The 16,618-nt window shown below is 59.1% G+C and carries 16 protein-coding genes; 3 read left to right on the top strand and 13 right to left on the bottom strand.

Features of this window, described 5'->3' with window-relative positions; genetic code table 11:
- Positions 1 to 299: 299 nt before the first annotated feature.
- The 6 genes from GXP70_RS07855 to GXP70_RS07830 all read right to left on the bottom strand — a co-directional run bounded on the left by GXP70_RS07855 (position 300) and on the right by GXP70_RS07830 (position 5,208).
- The gene (locus GXP70_RS07855) at positions 300 to 593 is read right to left on the bottom strand and encodes a WYL domain-containing protein (RefSeq protein WP_162355937.1); all 294 of its coding nucleotides are present in this window, start codon (positions 591 to 593) and stop codon (positions 300 to 302) included.
- A gap of 433 nt (positions 594 to 1,026) precedes the next feature.
- Positions 1,027 to 1,404, bottom strand: a complete 378-nt coding sequence (locus GXP70_RS07850; RefSeq protein ID WP_162355936.1) for a tyrosine-type recombinase/integrase — start codon at positions 1,402 to 1,404, stop codon at positions 1,027 to 1,029.
- 9 nt (positions 1,405 to 1,413) lie between these two features.
- Positions 1,414 to 1,944: a phage integrase N-terminal SAM-like domain-containing protein gene (locus tag GXP70_RS07845; RefSeq protein WP_162355935.1), complete on the bottom strand. Its 531-nt coding sequence runs from the start codon at positions 1,942 to 1,944 to the stop codon at positions 1,414 to 1,416.
- Between the two features lie 710 nt (positions 1,945 to 2,654).
- On the bottom strand, positions 2,655 to 4,295 hold the full coding sequence (locus GXP70_RS07840; RefSeq protein WP_162355934.1) for an RNA polymerase sigma factor: 1,641 nt from the start codon (positions 4,293 to 4,295) through the stop codon (positions 2,655 to 2,657).
- A 204-nt stretch (positions 4,296 to 4,499) separates the two neighbouring features.
- Complete coding sequence (locus tag GXP70_RS07835) at positions 4,500 to 4,718, bottom strand: helix-turn-helix domain-containing protein (protein ID WP_162360357.1); 219 nt, start codon at positions 4,716 to 4,718, stop codon at positions 4,500 to 4,502.
- Between the two features lie 10 nt (positions 4,719 to 4,728).
- Positions 4,729 to 5,208, bottom strand: coding sequence for a DUF2975 domain-containing protein (locus GXP70_RS07830; protein ID WP_162355933.1), 480 nt, complete (start codon positions 5,206 to 5,208; stop codon positions 4,729 to 4,731).
- Between the two features lie 241 nt (positions 5,209 to 5,449).
- Between GXP70_RS07830 and gpmA the strand changes: the two genes are divergently transcribed.
- Positions 5,450 to 6,223 (top strand): 2,3-diphosphoglycerate-dependent phosphoglycerate mutase, encoded by a 774-nt coding sequence (gpmA, locus tag GXP70_RS07825; RefSeq protein ID WP_162355932.1) that lies wholly within the window; start codon positions 5,450 to 5,452, stop codon positions 6,221 to 6,223.
- Between the two features lie 128 nt (positions 6,224 to 6,351).
- On the opposite strand, the gene GXP70_RS07820 is transcribed toward gpmA, so the two are convergent.
- The 7 genes from GXP70_RS07820 to GXP70_RS07790 form a co-directional block, all read right to left on the bottom strand.
- A complete protein-coding gene (locus GXP70_RS07820) occupies positions 6,352 to 7,125 on the bottom strand; it encodes a transglutaminase domain-containing protein (RefSeq protein ID WP_162355931.1) in 774 nt (257 codons plus the stop codon).
- A 248-nt stretch (positions 7,126 to 7,373) separates the two neighbouring features.
- Positions 7,374 to 8,465 (bottom strand): LLM class flavin-dependent oxidoreductase, encoded by a 1,092-nt coding sequence (locus GXP70_RS07815; protein WP_162355930.1) that lies wholly within the window; start codon positions 8,463 to 8,465, stop codon positions 7,374 to 7,376.
- 79 nt (positions 8,466 to 8,544) lie between these two features.
- Positions 8,545 to 9,060, bottom strand: a complete 516-nt coding sequence (locus tag GXP70_RS07810) for a GNAT family N-acetyltransferase (protein WP_162355929.1) — start codon at positions 9,058 to 9,060, stop codon at positions 8,545 to 8,547.
- Positions 9,061 to 9,138: 78 nt separating this feature from the next.
- The gene (locus GXP70_RS07805; protein WP_162355928.1) at positions 9,139 to 10,392 is read right to left on the bottom strand and encodes a M20 metallopeptidase family protein; all 1,254 of its coding nucleotides are present in this window, start codon (positions 10,390 to 10,392) and stop codon (positions 9,139 to 9,141) included.
- A 172-nt stretch (positions 10,393 to 10,564) separates the two neighbouring features.
- Entirely contained in the window at positions 10,565 to 11,206 is a 642-nt protein-coding gene (locus GXP70_RS07800) for a thioredoxin family protein (protein ID WP_162355927.1), read from the bottom strand.
- Positions 11,207 to 11,425: 219 nt separating this feature from the next.
- Complete coding sequence (locus GXP70_RS07795; RefSeq protein WP_162355926.1) at positions 11,426 to 12,427, bottom strand: zinc-binding dehydrogenase; 1,002 nt, start codon at positions 12,425 to 12,427, stop codon at positions 11,426 to 11,428.
- Positions 12,428 to 12,948: 521 nt separating this feature from the next.
- Positions 12,949 to 13,893, bottom strand: coding sequence for a zinc-dependent alcohol dehydrogenase (locus GXP70_RS07790; protein WP_162355925.1), 945 nt, complete (start codon positions 13,891 to 13,893; stop codon positions 12,949 to 12,951).
- Positions 13,894 to 14,171: 278 nt separating this feature from the next.
- Between GXP70_RS07790 and GXP70_RS07785 the strand changes: the two genes are divergently transcribed.
- Both GXP70_RS07785 and GXP70_RS07780 read left to right on the top strand, forming a co-directional pair.
- Positions 14,172 to 14,987 (top strand): helix-turn-helix transcriptional regulator, encoded by an 816-nt coding sequence (locus tag GXP70_RS07785; RefSeq protein WP_162355924.1) that lies wholly within the window; start codon positions 14,172 to 14,174, stop codon positions 14,985 to 14,987.
- A 779-nt stretch (positions 14,988 to 15,766) separates the two neighbouring features.
- Entirely contained in the window at positions 15,767 to 16,384 is a 618-nt protein-coding gene (locus GXP70_RS07780; RefSeq protein ID WP_162354580.1) for a hypothetical protein, read from the top strand.
- Positions 16,385 to 16,618: the final 234 nt, after the last annotated feature.

Genomic DNA, 16,618 nt, shown 5'->3' with positions numbered 1-16,618 from the left:
TCTACTCCGGTCCGGAACAAGGGCGTCAGCCCTCAGCATGAATACGGTGTTATCCGATGCCTTCGACCTCTCGAGTATTCTCACACTATTTTTATCTTTTCAAACAATTCTTTGATACTCCCTCAGGGCTTCAACATGTTTCAAGAATAATTAGTTAAAAGGGTTAAAAACCCGTGCTCAAAAAATTCCTTTAGAATCCTTAAAAGTGCTCTTAAAAGTGCAACTTCTGCCGGACCGAGGGGCGAATGCCCCAAAGCGTGAATATGGTGTTAGCTGATGTTGGTGCCTTCCCCGATTTACTAAAATATTCTGTTGAATATTTTAGTCATATCTGGATCATTGGGATTATAGTCTTTCCTGATTCCTTCAAAATGCTCATCTAAGCTATTAATAAAATTCATTCTATCTAATCTAAATAATCTCCAGCCAAGTTTACCTGATTGACTAAGTCCCCTTATTTGAAATCCTCGAAGAATATCATGTCCTGCTGAACTTATTCCATAACAAAAAGGTTCTACAACTCTCTTTCTTCCCTCATAATGAAACTCGATTACATGCCTTTCTTGAATTGCTTTAAATACTATGATATTCATTAAGTTTCTCCTTTGAAATTGATATTAAATTACAAATAAAGTAAAAATACTCACGATAAAATAAAACCTCAATCTATAAAATGCACTGCACCAATTTCTGCTAACGTTCTTGTGTTCACGACGTCCCAGCGACTTAAGGCAGCGAAGCTGCCGGGTGCGCGACAGCGCACTTAATCTATGGGATGTGTCCGGCTGATTCACTTCCTCACTGCTGATAATTCATCATCGAATCTACTTCTTGCTCCGGCCGGACCGAGGGGCGAATGCCCCGAAGCGTGAATACGGTGTTAGGTGAAGTTACCGTCATCTTGAGCCAGCATCCAATATCTTTAGCAGCGGCACATAGCCTCCCCTTTGTGATTCCTTGCCTTTACCAGCGTTTAATTTCGCTCCCCGCTCAGAAGGACAGTCGTTCCACTTCGGCTCGCTCCTCCTATACTCCGATATCCCCCATTTCTCCCAACTGGTCCAGCGGGCTCTTGATGCGGCGGATGTCGCGGGTGCTGACGTAGTCGCGGGGCTGAGCCTGCTCGACATACCCTATAACGATCGCATGGGCAGCGTCGGACAGTAGGGTGAGCCGATCTTTGCGGCATTTGCCTTGGCGGACGCGCAGCGTTTTCCGCTCGGGGTCGAAGTCGCTTAGGCGTAGGCGGACCACCTCGCTCACGCGTAGGCCCGAAGAATAGGTGACGTACACCAGCGCTCGATGCTTCGGATTAGGCAAGGCTTGGAGAATAAGCAGAACTTCATTTAGCGACAGCACGTTGGGCAGCTTGTGTTCCTTTTTCGGTCGGATGAACGGCGCCATTGCCGATCCCTACAGCACTCGGTTCGCGTAAAATTTGATCGCGCTGAGCGCCTGGTTGACATGTGAATGGGAACAACCGCGGTCGAGCATGGACAACGAATATTGCCGGACGGCCTCGTCGCCCTCGTGCAATCGATGCTCGCCAAGGAAGCGGTAATAGCGTTCGAGCTGACTGCAATAGGCCTTGACGGTCTTGGGGCTGTACCCTCTGAGCGCCAGCGCTTGGCGAAGCAGCTCCTCGTAGTTCTCGTCCCACCGCAGCAGCGGATCGAAGCTATCGGCATTCGCCGCCTGCGCCGAGGGTTCCCACTCGTCCAATGTCGGGCATTCGGCGGACAGCATCTCATCGATTTCGACCGCATCGCGCGGGAACCGTTCTTTGAACGCCATCAGCGCATTCAGCGTGTACGGGATCGTCCAGCGAAGGTGCTCGGGCTCCCATGCTTTTCCCGGGATCGCTTTTATCGCGTCGACGTAGGCACGGTTAAAAGGAAATCGCACGGCAAGCCGGAATTCGTCCTGCTTTTCAAGTCGGATCATCGTCGTTTACCACCCTTTCAGTATAACAGTTATGCTAAATTTTGGAATACAAGGAAACAGAAACTCGCCTGTTCCCCTGCAGCGCACGCGGTGAACATTCGCGTCTTCGGCGCCACTCTCAAGCGAGTGCGGCGCGGCAGACTGCGTTAAGCGGCCGATAGCCGCATAACCGGGTGAAATGCAAATAAGGAGATCCCCCCGTCCCTGCTGGACGAGGAAATCTCCCGATGCTTTCGGCTCTATGTTGCGTCGCTATATGAAGTTCAGCTTAGCATGGCTTCCGGTAATTGTAAATGTCACTCTCTGTTCCGTTCAAAATCCGTTGTGCTCCATCAGATCGATCCGGTTACCGTTCCTCAACCATGGCTTCGGCACCCCAAAGTACCTCCTGCGGTTCGCCGAGAAAACGAACGCCCCTGGGCGCGCAGCGCCAGCTCTCCTTCCGGTTACCCGGAATCGAATCGGTCACGATCAGACCGCCCGCGGTAGGCGCATTGCCAGCTTCAATACGGTGCCCTTCAAAATGCCGAACCGGCTCGACAGCGCCGCTCCGTTTGCCCGGCCGATCTTGCCGATCGCATCGAGCACATGACGCGCTGCGCGAAATCACGGGGGACGCCGTATCTGCGCATCGAGCTGCGCATGGTTCGCTTCGCCGAGCTGGGTGATTCCGTTGATGTCCGGGTATTTCTTCAAACTCAGCCGATCCCTTACTTCGTTTGCCAGATCAGCGTCGTCAGGCGCGCCTGATCCGCCTTCGCAGGCTCGGCCAGCCGGCCGCCGCGGACGAGCCGTTCCATGACCGCAAACGTAATGCCCATGCTGTCGTTATAGGCACGATTGTTAATCTCTTTGCAGCTCATGGCAGGCGGAACGGACTGCGTCAACAGCGCAACGAAATCATCGTTCAGCTGCTCCAGCCGGGCCATCGCGCCCGCTTCCAGCAGCGCCTCGTCGATCAGCCGGCTGAACGCTTCGAATGGTTCCGCCCGGAAGAAAGGCACGAGACACGACAGCTTGCCGTCCTGCTGCTTGGCCAAGCCTTTGGCCGCCATCCGGCTAATGATCGTTTTGTCGTAGTCGGTATGGGCAGCGCCGCTGTCGATCAAATCGGCGATGTGGCGCATGTCGACCAGATCCGGCGCATCGAAATCCCGCCACGTCAGGCCCGACCACCACGTCTCCATTTGCAGCCCATGATGGCTGCCGCCGTCCGAACGCGATTTAATGCCGTTGGCTGCGAATTTGCGCACGATCTCGTAGCCGGGCTGGCGCTCCAGCTCTTCCTGCGGGTAGACGATGCTGGCGCTGACGGCATATTTGCCGCCATCCTTGCGCTCATCGGGCGCCATCGCGGCGAAATAAGCCGCATCCTTGATCCGGCCATGCTGCCGCCACACCGCATACGGCAGGATCGTCCAGAGCAGCAGCTCGTCGGCAAGCTCGCTGCCGTGAAAGCCGAGCGCGCGCAGCGCTGGCAGCCGGGATTCGACCGCCTCGTAGAACCGGTCCGCGAGGTCATCCGCCGCAGCCAGCAGGAGCGCATTTTGCCGTGCCAGGGACTGCTTCGTCTCGATGATGAAGTTGGTCCGGTATTTCCCTCCCGCGACCTTCGTGATCAAATCCGCGTACTCGAACTTCTCGAGCTCCGACTCGATATAGGCCGCGGCGACGCCGAGCTTGCGGGCAATCTGCTCGACCGTCAGCGGTTGGTCATAGATGGCCGCGCAAAGATTGCCGCTGAGCAGCGAACTGAAATACGCGTTCGGTTCCCCGTGCGGACCCGGCATTCCGTTATGTCCGACGCGAAGGCGCACCGGACGGAATTGCAGCTGTTCCATGGATGCGGACGACATTGTGAATCCCTCCCGAATTTTGTGCCGCGCATCGAAAAGATGCCATTTTACCGTTCCGGCCGGAATCCCAAGTCTCCCGGCAATGGCTCCGACCGCCAGCCCGTCGTAGTAATACAGCACGCAAATTTCCCGATGCACCCGGCCTAAGTAGGCAACCTCTCGCTTCAGCTCCATGATCGTTTCCTCCTCCGCGAGACGATCCGCCACGGGGAGATCTTCCGATATGAGCGAAGCATCATCCAGCTCGGAGCTGCGCCAATGCCGCTTATGCTTGGCCACGTAATTGGACCATGTATAGCAGCAGATGCGATAGACCCAGCCCGGCATATGGTCGATCGTTCTCCCCGATCGCAGCGAAGAGACAAGCGCGATCAGGATCTCCTGCGCCAAGTCCTCCGCATCCTGCGCATGCCCGGTCCTCGACAACGCGAAGCCGAAAATCATACGGGAGTATTCGGCGGCAGCCTCCTCGGCGCTGCGGGTCAATGGGTTCATGAACGGTATTCGGCCTCCTTCGTCGACGGCGTTCACCTAATAAGTAGGCGCGGGAGAGGGAACGGTTGGAACGAATCCACGCTTTTTTTTCATGCGCCTTTCTCGCTAGAAATCGCTTTCAAATCTAGTTGAAAGAAAACAGCCGATTCGAGGTCGACTGCCGCGATATTCGCCGGTTCCGCGCGTTAACTGAACTTGTCTGTATCATGTAGCGCCTTCGTCGCTCCTGTATTCCAAAATATCGCCCGGCTGACAATCCAGCGTTCTACATATCGCTTCTAATGTCGAGAAACGAACCGCTTTGGCTTTCCCGTTCTTCAGAATGGACAGGTTCGCCATCGTAATGCCGACTCTCTCCGAAAGCTCGGTAACGCTCATTTTCCTTCTTGCCAGCATCACATCAACGTTGATGATAATCGCTATGACGTTCACCTCAGATCGTTAGATCGTTTTCCGATTTCATATGAATCGCTTCTTGTAAGAGTCTCTGGAGAACGGCAGCAAAAACGGCGATCACCAAAGAGGAGAAAATAATGATCAAGCTCATCGGCATGAAACTCGGAGGGTCGATTTTCTTACTCATGAGATAGTAGAGCGGCACGCCTAGCAGGTACACGGCACTGATGGCGAAGGCGCAGTACTTGATGTTCTTCAAGGCCGTAACGGATAATTCCGAGAACGCCTGGTTCTTATCCATATACCTCAGAAGCTTCAAGACTTGATACAGCGCAAAGTAAAACGGGATCGCGGCCGCGTACATATCGATTAGTACGAGTGCTTTCATATAAGCAAGATGCGGATACAATTCCCCGGCATAATTCCCGATCCTGGGCACCAAAAATACACATATCGCAAGAACTGGGATTCCCATAAGAATGTCGGCTATCTTCAGAAAGAGCGTTCCCCGAATCATATAGAGCACCTCGCAGTTTAGTTATAGCGTGATCTTATCACAGTATTTATCGTTTATCAATAAATTAATATCGTTTACAATGATACTGTCATTGCGAGTGAAACATCCGTTCTTACAAGTGAACAACAAAAAAGCATTTCTCATTGCAAAGAAATGCGTTACTCCCTCGTCATTTGCGTTCGCCAACGCCGACAACTATGATGGAATTGGGTAACTTATCCTATATCAAGGAGGATTCCGCATGATCAAAATAGTGCTGATCCGCCACGGACAGAGCGAATGGAATCTCGAGAACCGGTTTACGGGCTGGACGGACGTGGATTTGTCTCCGAACGGTCTCGAAGAAGCAAGACAAGCCGGAATCATCCTGAGAAAACAAGGTTATGTCTTCGACGAAGCGCATACATCCGTACTGAAGCGCGCGATCCGGACGATGTGGATCATTCTGCAGGAGATGGATTTAATGTGGATTCCCGAATTCAAGAGCTGGATGCTGAACGAGCGGCATTACGGCGCCCTGCAAGGATTGAACAAAGACGAGACGGCCGAGAAATACGGAGAAGAACAAGTTCATCTCTGGCGCAGGTCCGTCGACGTTCGCCCGCCTGCATTGGATACGAGCGATGTCCGGTACGAAGCGTCCGCGCCGCGCTACGGGGATTTGAAAGCAGGGGAATTTCCGTTGACGGAAAATCTCGAGGATACGGAGCGCAGAGTGCTGAAGTACTGGGAGGAGATCATTGCCCCTGAACTCTCGTCAGGCAAGCATATTCTCATTGCGGCTCACGGCAATACGCTGCGGGCGCTTGCGAAGCATCTGGACCGGATCCCGGCCGACGGCATTGCCGATCTGAACATCCCGACGGGCATCCCGCTCGTGTACGAATTGAACGAACAATTGATGCCGATACGGCACTATTACTTGGGCATTGACGGCGAGATACCGGACGGAACGATTCCTTCCCACATCCCCCCCGCTATGAATAACGAGCGTTCGCCGCTTCCGCCCGAGTGAGAGGCGCCTTCGGGGAAGCGTCCCCGTCCTGCTCCGAACCAAGCCAACCGGCCAGCAAAGCCAACCGACCAGCAAGCCAACCGAACTCCCCGTTGGGTCCGCGAGTCTAGCGGCTCGTCCATCGTTCGTCACTCCGCGGCCGGGTAGCGCTTCGTCCATTGGTGATCCCGCTCCATCTGCGCATCCGTCTTGAGGAAGTACGCATAGCCGACGCGGCCAGGGCGATCGGGAACGGGATCGTCCCACGTCGCGTCCATATGGTACCAGCGTCCGTTCACCTTGACGAGATTCCAGACGTGGCTGCCGGATTGGACGCTGCCTTCGACGATTCTCGTCTCGAATCCCGCGAGCTGCAGCATGCGGAACGCCAGCAGCGCGTAGCCTTGGCATACCGAGGTGCCCGATGTCAGCGCATCGTAGGCGGTGTAATGCTGCAGGCTCTCATCGTAAGCGACATGCGTGACGATCCAGTCATGGATCGCCCGTGCTTGCCGTTCCTCTCCTGCGGCGTTCGCCAGAATGCCTGGCAGCAGCGCCCGCACCTTCGCGTCGACGATCGACGTCTCTACGGCGGATTCGCGGTAGGCGACCGCAAGGTTGATTTTGGCCGCCCCGTTCCGTGTCCGGATGGTGTACAGGTAAGAGTCGACGTTGTAAGCCAGGTAATCGTCCTGGGCGAATACGCCCTTGAGCAGCGATCCGATTCGGGCCGAAAGCTCCTTCCGGTCCCCGACGTAATCGAAATCGATGCGGGTCTCGCGCGCTTCCAGCCGCGCGAAGATCGAGGCGCGCAGCTGATCCAGCGTCTGCTCGGAGGACGCCATGCCGATGCCATAGAACTGCGAACCCAGTAATACAACGATGAACGTGGCGATACCGATCTTGTGCAGCCTTCTCAACATCCGACCCCTCCTCCTCTTCCGTGTCCGTATCTTCCTGTTATTATACCCAGAATATGGGACGTTTGAACATGTGATTCCCGCTATGCCCGGTCACGGGGAAATCGCGCAGTATGGTGTTGGCCTGCGGGCATGATGATGACCAACGGGGCATGATGATGGCCTGCGTCGGCATTCATCGCTGCCTCCGCAACGCAAAGAAAGGATACCCGTATGACTCGGGCATCCTTCCGCAGTTCCGCTATGAGCACTCATCCTGTCATGCCTTGCGCCTGCGCCGATTGAGCGGCCGCTCCTGCAGGGGGCGATTGTCCCCAGACCTTGCTCGGCATCTCGCGGCGCAGCACGGGCGCCACCTCTTCCGCGAACCAGGTCAGCTGCTCGCGCTGTTCGTCTTCCGACAAGCCGTCGACGCTGATGCCGATCACGTCATGCCCGAACGCCTCGCGGTAAGCCGCAATCTTCCGGATGACGCTCTCCGGGCTGCCGATCAAAGCCGGTCCGTTCGCGACCGCATCCTCCAGACTGCGAAACGGCGACTGATTATGCTGCGCCGCGGCGGTCGCCTGCATCGCTTCGTAATACGGTCGAAACCGGCGCAGCGCTTCCTCCTCCGTTCGCGCGATATACAGGCTTCCGGACCCGGCGCCGACGACGGCATCCTTGGGATCGCGTCCGTAATAAGCCCAGCGTTCCCGATAATGATCGATCAACGCCTTGTATTTGGCCATCGGGTGAAACGCATTCGACGAGAATATCGGCTCGCCGTACTTGGCCGCGAGTTCCGTCGACAGCATGCTCGACGCGCTCCCGTGCCAAATCGGAATCGGGCGCTGCAGCGGTCTGGGCTGCGTCGTGACGTCATCGAGTCTCGGCCGGCATCGCCCTTCCCAGCTCACGTTCTCTTCGTCCCACAGCCGGCGAAGCAGCGCGTACCGCTCCGCCAGCGAATCCCATTGTTCCTCTTCCGCGATCCCGAAGAGCGGATAATGGCGGGGATCGTTGCCTTTGCCGATCATGATCTCGAGCCGTCCGCCGGACAGATGATCCAGCGTCGCGTAATCCTCCGCTGCGCGAACGGGGTCCAGCACGCTCAGCACCGTGACGGTCGTCAGCAGGCGAATCGACCTGGTGCTGGCCGCGATGGCGGCCAACACGACCGGCGGCGACGAAGACAGGAATGGGAAACCGTGGCGCTCGCCGATGCCGTACGCGTCAAGCCCCAGCGACTCCGTCAGTACCGCTTGGCGCAGGACGCTCCCGAATTTCTCCAGCGGCGTCAGCGACTCGCCCGTAACCGCGTTAGGCAGATTCATCATCAGACTGAATACGGCGATTCTCAATGCTTCCGCCTCCTTATGCGCAGCTGCGGCGATCCGGCTGCCGCTCTTCTTCGGCCATGTGCCGATGCCGTACTCGCGTTCATGCGCCCGGATTCGTCTGCAAGCTGCCGGAATGGACCGTCTTGCGCAGCAAATGCATCATGCCGTCGCCGTTGCCCGGATCGAAAGCGTAGAACCGCTCGTAACCTCTCCGTTCGTACATCGGCAGCAGCCATGGATGCTTCTCGGCCGTCGCGAGCGTCACGCCCGAGACTTGCAGTCGCTCCGTAACCGACTGCTCCACCCAGTCGAGCAGCTTGCCGCCCAGGCCTTGACCCTGGCAGGCGGGATCGACCGCGAACCATTTGAGGAACGGCAGGTCGGTCAAGCCCTTCAGCTCGTTCCCCTTGGACAGCGTCACCGTCGCTTTGATATCGCCGTCGACCTCCAGCACGTAGCAGTCGTTGGCGCGCACATTGTCCTGAATCAGCGCCAAATCGGCATTGGCCGCAGGCCAGTGCAGCTCCAGCTCGCGAATCGTCGCGTAAGCGTCGTACGTAATGGCGAGCAGCCGTTCCGCGTCCGCCTCCGTCGCCAGTCTGTATTGTTCCGCCATCGGAATCACCTCTTCGTCGTTGTCGTTATTAATTGCTGCCGCGACGCGCAATTCCAGCCGTTCGCTCGTGTCGCCGGCTTATCCCTCGAGGACGCCGCCTTCCCGCATCGCTTCCAGCACGAACCGCACATGCAATTTGGCTCCGTCCAGCAGCATCCGCTCGTCGATCCCGAAGTTCGGATGATGCAGAGGATGCCGGCAAGCCGGCGTTCCCGAGCCGAGGAAAGCGAACGCGCCCGGCGTCTTCTTCAGATACAGCGCGAAATCTTCGCCCGCCAGGCTCGGCTTCTCCAGCGTCAGCGTCCGCTCCGCGCCGAATACGGCGCGTCCGGCGGCAATCGCGAGCGACGCGGCTCGCGCATCGTTCTTCAGCGCCGTGCCGAGGCGAAAGCGCGCCTCGCTGCCGCCTCCGAACGAGCCGGCGATCGCGGAAGCCCTGCGCTCGATCGCATCCCGGATGCGAAGCACCGTCTCCTCCTCGAACACCCGGTAGGAGCCCGTCACTTCGCTGCTTTCGGCGATGGCGTTCAGCACCGTTCCCGCCCGAAGCGTGCCGAAGGACAGCACGGCCGGCTCTAGCGGATCGATCTCGGAGGCCATGACCACCTTCATTTCCGTTACGAACTGCGCCGCCATCAGCAGCGCGTCCACCGCGAGATGCGGCGTGCTGTGATGGCCCGCGATGCCCTGGAACGCCACGCGAAAATGCGTCGATGCCGCCATCGCGTAAGCGCGATGAACGCCGACGGTGCCGAGCGGAAGCTCCGGCCACACATGCAGCGCGAAGCACAGATCGACGCCGTCCAGCAGGCCGGCCTCGATCATATCCCTTCCGCCGCTGACCAGGCTGCCGTCCGCGATCGGCAGCGCGCCTTCCTCCGCGGGCTGAAACGCGAATTTGACCGTCCCCGCAAGTTCTTCGCGGCAGCGGCTCAGCACGCGGGCCGCTCCGAGCAGCATCGCCATATGCGCGTCGTGGCCGCAGGCATGCATGACGCCATCCGTCGCCGAACGGTACGGCACGTCGTTCTGTTCCCGGATCGGCAGCGCGTCCATGTCGGCGCGCAGCAGAATCGTCTTCCCGGGGCGGGCGCCGCGCAGGGTGCCGACGACGCCTTTGCCGAAATATCTTCCGACGCCCCGCTCGACTTCCAGTCCGTAATCGGCAAGCTGCGCGGCGACGCTGGCCGCCGTCCGGTCTACGCCGAACATCGTCTCGGGATGCCGGTGGAAGTCCCGCCGCAGCCGGATCAGCTCTGCTTCAAGCTCGCGCGCGAAGTCCGCAGCCTCGCCGGTCTTGTCCGCTTCGGCGAATAAAGCGTTCAGCGGCATGGCCATGCCGCTGCTCTCAGGCGCGCTCTAGTGCGTGCACTATCGTGTGAGCTAATGCCCGAGCCAATGCCTGATCTACTGCCTGATCTAAAGCGTGTCATTGGGTGACTGCGCCGCTGGAATGACGTGCTCCGGCAGGTTCCCTTCATGCGCGCGGATGCCGCGAAGCCGCTCATGAGACGCTTTCCGCGCGCGGCGCGACAATGGCGCGAATATGCTCCAGAATCGCCTTCTTCTCCAGCTCCCGCGCTTCCTGCCGGCGTGCCTTCAACTCCGCAAGCAGCGCCCGGCGTACGTCTTCGGCCAGCTCCCCGAACGGCTTGCCGCGGCCCTCCAGCTCCGGATGCGCGACCCAGAACTTCTCCTGCCATATTTTCAACAGCACGGTAATGTCCTCAGGCCGTTCAATGAAATAGCCAAGCTCTTCGCCGGCCTCGCTGAAGAACAGATAAGTCGGAATCCGGCTCTGGCCGTCGTGATGCGGGTACAGCCCGGCAATGTCCCAGTTGCCCGGGTCGCGCGGAATGATGCGCAGCTTCAGCTTGCCGGTGTCCCGTTCCAGCCTTGCGAACAGCGGCAGGTTGGCCGCCACGTCGCCGCACCAGTCATGCGCCAGCACCAGGACGTCGACCGGCGACTTCAGCCCTTCGAAGAAGGTCAGCTCCCGCTCGCCCAGCGAGTAAGCCTCGAAATTGTCCCGCAGCGTCTCCCGGTTGGCCTGCGCGGCCGCGACGAATGCGTCGAACGTTACCGCTTCCCGAAAAGCCTGCTCCTTGCGTTCCCGTGCAATGCGGTTCTTCCTGAATTCCGCCATGCTCCATCATCCTCTCGTCGTTCGATAGCTTGCATCCTATAAAGCAAAAAGGCCGAAACCGCCCAAGCATTCGCTTAAGCGGTCACGGCCTCCGGTTATCCAGTAGGCCATATCCAAAACCGACTAATCTCATTGGGTTTTAAGGATATGGTACACGTAACCGATACGATCGTCTAATCAGCATTTTCTATCACGTTATCGAGCGGTTCAATACACGGCTTATGTCTGCCACTCCAAAATGACGCCGAGCGCCGGGCTTCCCTTGGCCGTAATCAGCTCCCATGCCAAGGCGGCCTCGCTCGCCGGGAACCGGTGCGTGATGAGCGGCTCCGTCTTCAGCCAGCCTTCGGCAATGCCGCGAATCGTCTCGTCCATGCGCGGCTTCGTCCAGCCGGACGGCGTATGCAGCGTGATCTCCTGTCCGCGGAGCGTCTGGATATCGACGGCTCCGTTCTCGCCGAGATACCCGGCCGAGACGAGATGGCTGTCGTGTCTCATGAGCGGCTGCAGCCGGCGGAACGTCTCCAGGCTGCCGACCGTGTCGACGACGATGCCGACGGCAACGCCGGCGCTTCGCAGCTCGTCGGCAGGGTCGACCGCGCGGGCGTTCAGCGGGAGCGCGTAGCCGCCCTCCTCCGCCAGCCGCAGCCGCTCTTCGCGGCGGCCGGCGATGTACACGGCCGCGCCGCGGGCATGCAGCGTCTGCGCCGCCCATTGCCCGACGAGTCCGTCGCCGATGACGACCGCGGCTTCCCCGCGCTCGACCGGCGGGCGGCTGCCGCAGTTGTAGCCGACCTGCGTCAGTACGGCGCCGGCGTAAGCGATGGTCGGAACGCCGCATTCCGGCAGCTTCCACACCTGGCTGCCGTCCGTAACGGCCGGGTTGACATGGCCGGCGAAATCGAAGAACATGCCTTCAATTCGGCTCACGGTCGCAAATACGCGGTCGCCCGGCTTGATATGCGTCACGGCGCTGCCGACATGCGTCGCTACGCCGACTTTCTGATATCCCGCTACTTGCGGGAACGGCCACGGGTCGCCGGGCCGGTACGGTACCTCGCCCGAAATCCGTTCGCCGCGGAAGAACGACGACTCCGTTCCGATGCTGATCCACGAATATTCGACTTCGATGACGACATCCCTGTCGCCGGGTTCGGGCACTTCCACCTGCTTGAACGCTGCCCGCTCCCGGTCCTCGAATACGACGGCTGTTGCTTTCAACGATTACGTCCCTCCTCTTTGGGGTGATGCATCGCGGTGTACGGGTGCGCGACGCGGGGTGCGAGCAGGGTGCACGGAAGCGCGAGGCGCGGCGCACGGGCGCGGAGGCGCGGCGCACGGCCGCAGAGGCGCGGCGCGCGGGCGCGAGGCGCGGCGCGCGGGCGCGAGGCGCGGGCGCACGGGCGCAGAGGCGCGGCGCGCGGGCGCGAGGCGCGGGCGCACGGGCGCAGAGGCGCTGCGGCTCCGCGCTAGCGCACTTGCCGTGCCGCGTTGCCGGGGCTATCCGGCTCGCGTACTGGCGACGCTGGCGCACGTCCGCGCTGCGGCTCCGGGCGCGAACGCTTGTATCGCGGCGCAGGTACCGGGCGGCATGCGGCGCTGGCACACGCTCGAGCTGACGCCACGCGAGCGACCTATATCTCGCCGCTTGCCCGGGGCAATCCGGCTCGCGTACTGCGAGCGCCGGCTCGCGTACTGCAGGCGCACCGGCGCGCGTCCGCGAGCCCCGCCTCATCGCTCTGCTAGAACGCTTCCTGCGGATTGAAGCAGATTTTGACCGCTTCCTGCCGTTTCAAGGTTTCAACGCCTTCGGCGTACAGCTTGAACGAGATTTGTTTCGTCTGCAGGCATTCCGTGTTCATCTCCGGTCTGGTCAGCACATCCAGCAGCAGCCGGCGATATCGCTCGGTCACCGGGCGGGCTTTGTGCGATTCGAGCTTGATGCCGTTCATCCAGAACCGGTCCCGGTAGATCAACTCGCCCCGCAGCACGCCGAAAATAACGACATGCTCGTTCGTCCGGTCCAAAACGTTCTGCACGGACGGCGCCGCGCCGACGCAGTCATAGCCGAGATCGAACCGGCGGTCTCCCAGGCTGTCCGCCAGCACGGCTTCGCCGATGCCGAGCGCGTTCACCGCGGCGACCCGCTCCGGGCTGACATCGATCCCGATGACGCGCGCGCCCCATAGCCTCGCGACCTGGATCGCCAAGATGCCGGCGGGGCCGAGTCCCGCGACGAGCATGCTTTTGCCCTTCACGTCTTCGAACTGATCGAGCCCGAGCACGACGCATTTCAACAGCTCCGTAGACACCGCTTTCCGGTCGCTCACCGTGTCCGGCAGCTTCAGCAGGTCGCGCTCCCGGTAAGCCATATATTGCGCATAGGCTCCCTGTCCTTGCAAATGCTCCAGCGCCGCGACGCGATCGCCGGGTCTCAGCCCCTGCACGCTTGGCCCTGCCGCTTCAACGACGCCTACGGCCTCATGTCCCGGGAAACCGGGAGGCAGCGGGTAATCGGGAGGACGCGTCTGATCGAACATGTCTTTGCCGCCGAGCATGGCGATGTCCCAGCGGGGACAAGTCGATACCAGCGTTATCCGTACCAGCACTTGATCGTCCAAAATCGTCGGCTGCGGCACATTTGCGATCCCGTACTCGCCCGCGCCCGTAATTTGCAATGCTTTCATCGTCCGCTCATCTCCTTCTGCACGCCGCCCGTACATGCAGGCAGCCACACCAATAGGATAGCGCTATCATTTCCGGGTGTCTTTGCACGCCGTAGTCCGGATCGGGAAAATCATGATAAATTCAGCTTGCATAGCTGCCTGAATCTACGCCATCATTTGCACTAGATTGACATTCGCCGGACAGCCGCGCGAATCTCCGATGATCTGACATGTACGCTGCAGCCTCCGACATGGTATCATGTGCACATCATGGATAATCCGGCGGGAGGCGTCGCTGCATGAAAATCAGGAAACACGGCTTGGCCGAAGCCGTCTGCAACGCAGGCGGACGCGCCGGCGGCGTGCATCCCTACTGCGAGCTGTTGTGCATTTTGGAGGGGGAAGCGGAGCTGGAATGGTCCGGCGTCGCATACCCGGCGAACGGAACGGCGCTCTTCGTCATTCTGCCGAATACGCCGCATCAGCTCGTCCAACGATCGGACACGCTTCGTTATTGGTACGCGGAGTTTCACGCCGAGGAGCACGATCCCTTGCCTGCCGTCGACGTGGTCTACCAGTGGAACGGCCAGCAGGGCGGCATCGATTGGGATGGCGATCCGTACAAGGCGCTTCGCGCCGCTTTTCAAGCGGTGTGCATGCTGATGACGGCCGAGTCCTCGCTGCCGTGGGATCTGTTCGCCGAGGCGCTCGCATCGGACCTGCGCAAGCTGCTGATGCTGCTGACTGGCGCCATCTCGACCCGCACCAAGCCGGCCCCCTCTTACTCTTCTAGCGAGACGGTCGTGTCGGAGACGATGCGTTTCCTGGAATCCATGTTCCCCCAGCCTCTGACGCTGCGGACGATCGCCGATAATACCCACTACAATCCCTCCTACCTCGTCCGGTTGTTCCGCAAACAGACGGGCAAAACGCCCTTCGGCTACTTGAACGAGCTGCGGCTGAACGCCGCTTCCGAATACCTGCTTCATTCCCGGATGTCCGTGCAGCAAATATCGCAGGCATGCGGCTTTCAAAGCATTCATTACTTCAGCCGGACGTTCAAGCAGCGGTTCGGCGCAGCGCCGAGCGAATGGCGCCGGGACAGACGGGGCTAGCGCGCTGCGCCCGCCTTCCGGTGCGGGCGTTATGGTTGGTGAGGCTAGTTGCAGAGGGGCACGGGGGCACGAGGGGCACGGGAGGCACGGAGGGGCACGGGAGCACGAGGGGTACGATGGGCACGGGGGTACGAGGGGCACGGGGGCACGGGAGCACGAGGAGCACGGGGGCACCACATAGGCGGGAATCCGCTGATTTCGAGCAATGAGGTGCATGGGTGCTTTCTGCGGCGGATAAAGTTGTCCGAATAGCAACTTTATCCGCATTTTTGCCGGTCTGCGGCGAGGAAAGTTGCCCGAATAGCAACTTTACCGGCGTTTTTGCCAGTCTGCGGTGAGGAAAGTTGCCCGAATAGCAACTTTACTGGCATTTTTGCCGGTCTGCAGCGAGTAAAGTTGCCCGAATAGCAACTTTACTGGCGTTTTTGCCAGTCTGCAGCGGATAAAGTTGTCCGAATAGCAACTTTACCGGCGTTTTTGCCAGTCTGCAGCGGATAAAGTTGTCCGAATAGCAACTTTATCTGCATTTTTGCCGGTCTGCAGCGGGGAAAGTTGTCCGAATAGCAACTTTATCTGCATTTTTGCCGGTCTGCAGCGGGGAAAGTTGCCTGAATAGCAACTTTGGACTCTTCTCCATTCAGCGGCAAGTTTGCTTTCGGCGTTGGCGAGGCTAGTTGCAGAGGTGCTCTACATGGGCGGATATCCGTTGATTTCGAGCCATGAGGTTTACGGGATGCACTACATCGGCGGGGGGGATCCGCTGAGCTTGGAGCAATGTGATGCACGGGATGCACTACATCGGCGGGAATCCGCTGATTTCGAGCAATGAGGTGCACGGGGTGCACTACATGAGCGGGAATCCGCTATGTGAAAGCCGCTTCTTTCCCGTCAAGCTTCAAGCGGCACGTCACCATCAGCCCCAAGCCAGCCGGGCAACCAGCCTCCAGCGGCATTTTACCTGGCCTGTCAGTTATCCCGCGGGGCCGATGTCCCTCCATGGCATCTATACAGACAACTTCCTTTCTCTCGACATACACTGTACAGAATCGATCGAGAGAAAGGAGATGAACGAGATGTACTATCAACAACCGATGAACGCAGTCAGCCCGGCGAACGCGATGAATCCGATGAATCAGATGGGTTCCCAGTTCTGCCCGGATTGCCCCGAGCAAACCGTATACGATCCGCCAGTCACTTTATATGAAAACTACTACCATCCGCAAGTAGTCAACGTCATCCAGCCAATTGAGGTCGTCAAACAGCATCACTGCTACCCAGTCTACAACAAATCGTGCGTCTACAGCGAGAAGGATGTCATGGTTCGCGGCGGCAAAAAGGCAACGATCGCATCCAAAAAGGCAAAATCCCGCGCTAAAGCCCGCAGCAATAAACGTTAATTCGCACCCTTGCATGCCGCTCATGTTCCAGTGATAACGGCTAACTCGTACCAGCATTCGCGTTAACCGCAGCTCCATACGACGAAGCCCGGCGTTCGCGCTGGGTTTTTCGTCGTTCGCATGTTGCGCGGCAGGCTCGCGGCAGGTAACGGATGATCCGTCGCGCACAGCATACAGCGGCGGTTTCTTTTCCGCCCCTGCAGCAGCTCATGCGCAACACCGCCGATTTGCTTT

The organism is Paenibacillus lycopersici, from assembly GCF_010119935.1.
GTDB classification, from domain to species: domain Bacteria; phylum Bacillota; class Bacilli; order Paenibacillales; family Paenibacillaceae; genus Paenibacillus_Z; species Paenibacillus_Z lycopersici.
The sequence above is the reverse complement of the archived record's forward strand: the minus strand, read 5'-3'. Positions and strand labels throughout refer to the sequence as shown.

Bases quoted from the DNA above. Each gene is read 5' to 3' on its own strand.
- GXP70_RS07855 (WP_162355937.1), bottom strand. From the start codon at position 593: ATGAATATCATAGTATTTAAAGCAATTCAAGAAAGGCATGTAATCGAG.
- GXP70_RS07850 (WP_162355936.1), bottom strand. From the start codon at position 1,404: ATGGCGCCGTTCATCCGACCGAAAAAGGAACACAAGCTGCCCAACGTG.
- GXP70_RS07845 (WP_162355935.1), bottom strand. From the start codon at position 1,944: ATGATCCGACTTGAAAAGCAGGACGAATTCCGGCTTGCCGTGCGATTT.
- GXP70_RS07840 (WP_162355934.1), bottom strand. From the start codon at position 4,295: ATGAACCCATTGACCCGCAGCGCCGAGGAGGCTGCCGCCGAATACTCC.
- GXP70_RS07830 (WP_162355933.1), bottom strand. From the start codon at position 5,208: ATGATTCGGGGAACGCTCTTTCTGAAGATAGCCGACATTCTTATGGGA.
- gpmA (WP_162355932.1), top strand. From the start codon at position 5,450: ATGATCAAAATAGTGCTGATCCGCCACGGACAGAGCGAATGGAATCTC.
- GXP70_RS07820 (WP_162355931.1), bottom strand. From the start codon at position 7,125: ATGTTGAGAAGGCTGCACAAGATCGGTATCGCCACGTTCATCGTTGTA.
- GXP70_RS07810 (WP_162355929.1), bottom strand. From the start codon at position 9,060: ATGGCGGAACAATACAGACTGGCGACGGAGGCGGACGCGGAACGGCTG.
- GXP70_RS07805 (WP_162355928.1), bottom strand. From the start codon at position 10,392: ATGCCGCTGAACGCTTTATTCGCCGAAGCGGACAAGACCGGCGAGGCT.
- GXP70_RS07800 (WP_162355927.1), bottom strand. From the start codon at position 11,206: ATGGCGGAATTCAGGAAGAACCGCATTGCACGGGAACGCAAGGAGCAG.
- GXP70_RS07790 (WP_162355925.1), bottom strand. From the start codon at position 13,893: ATGAAAGCATTGCAAATTACGGGCGCGGGCGAGTACGGGATCGCAAAT.
- GXP70_RS07785 (WP_162355924.1), top strand. From the start codon at position 14,172: ATGAAAATCAGGAAACACGGCTTGGCCGAAGCCGTCTGCAACGCAGGC.
- GXP70_RS07780 (WP_162354580.1), top strand. From the start codon at position 15,767: ATGCACGGGATGCACTACATCGGCGGGAATCCGCTGATTTCGAGCAAT.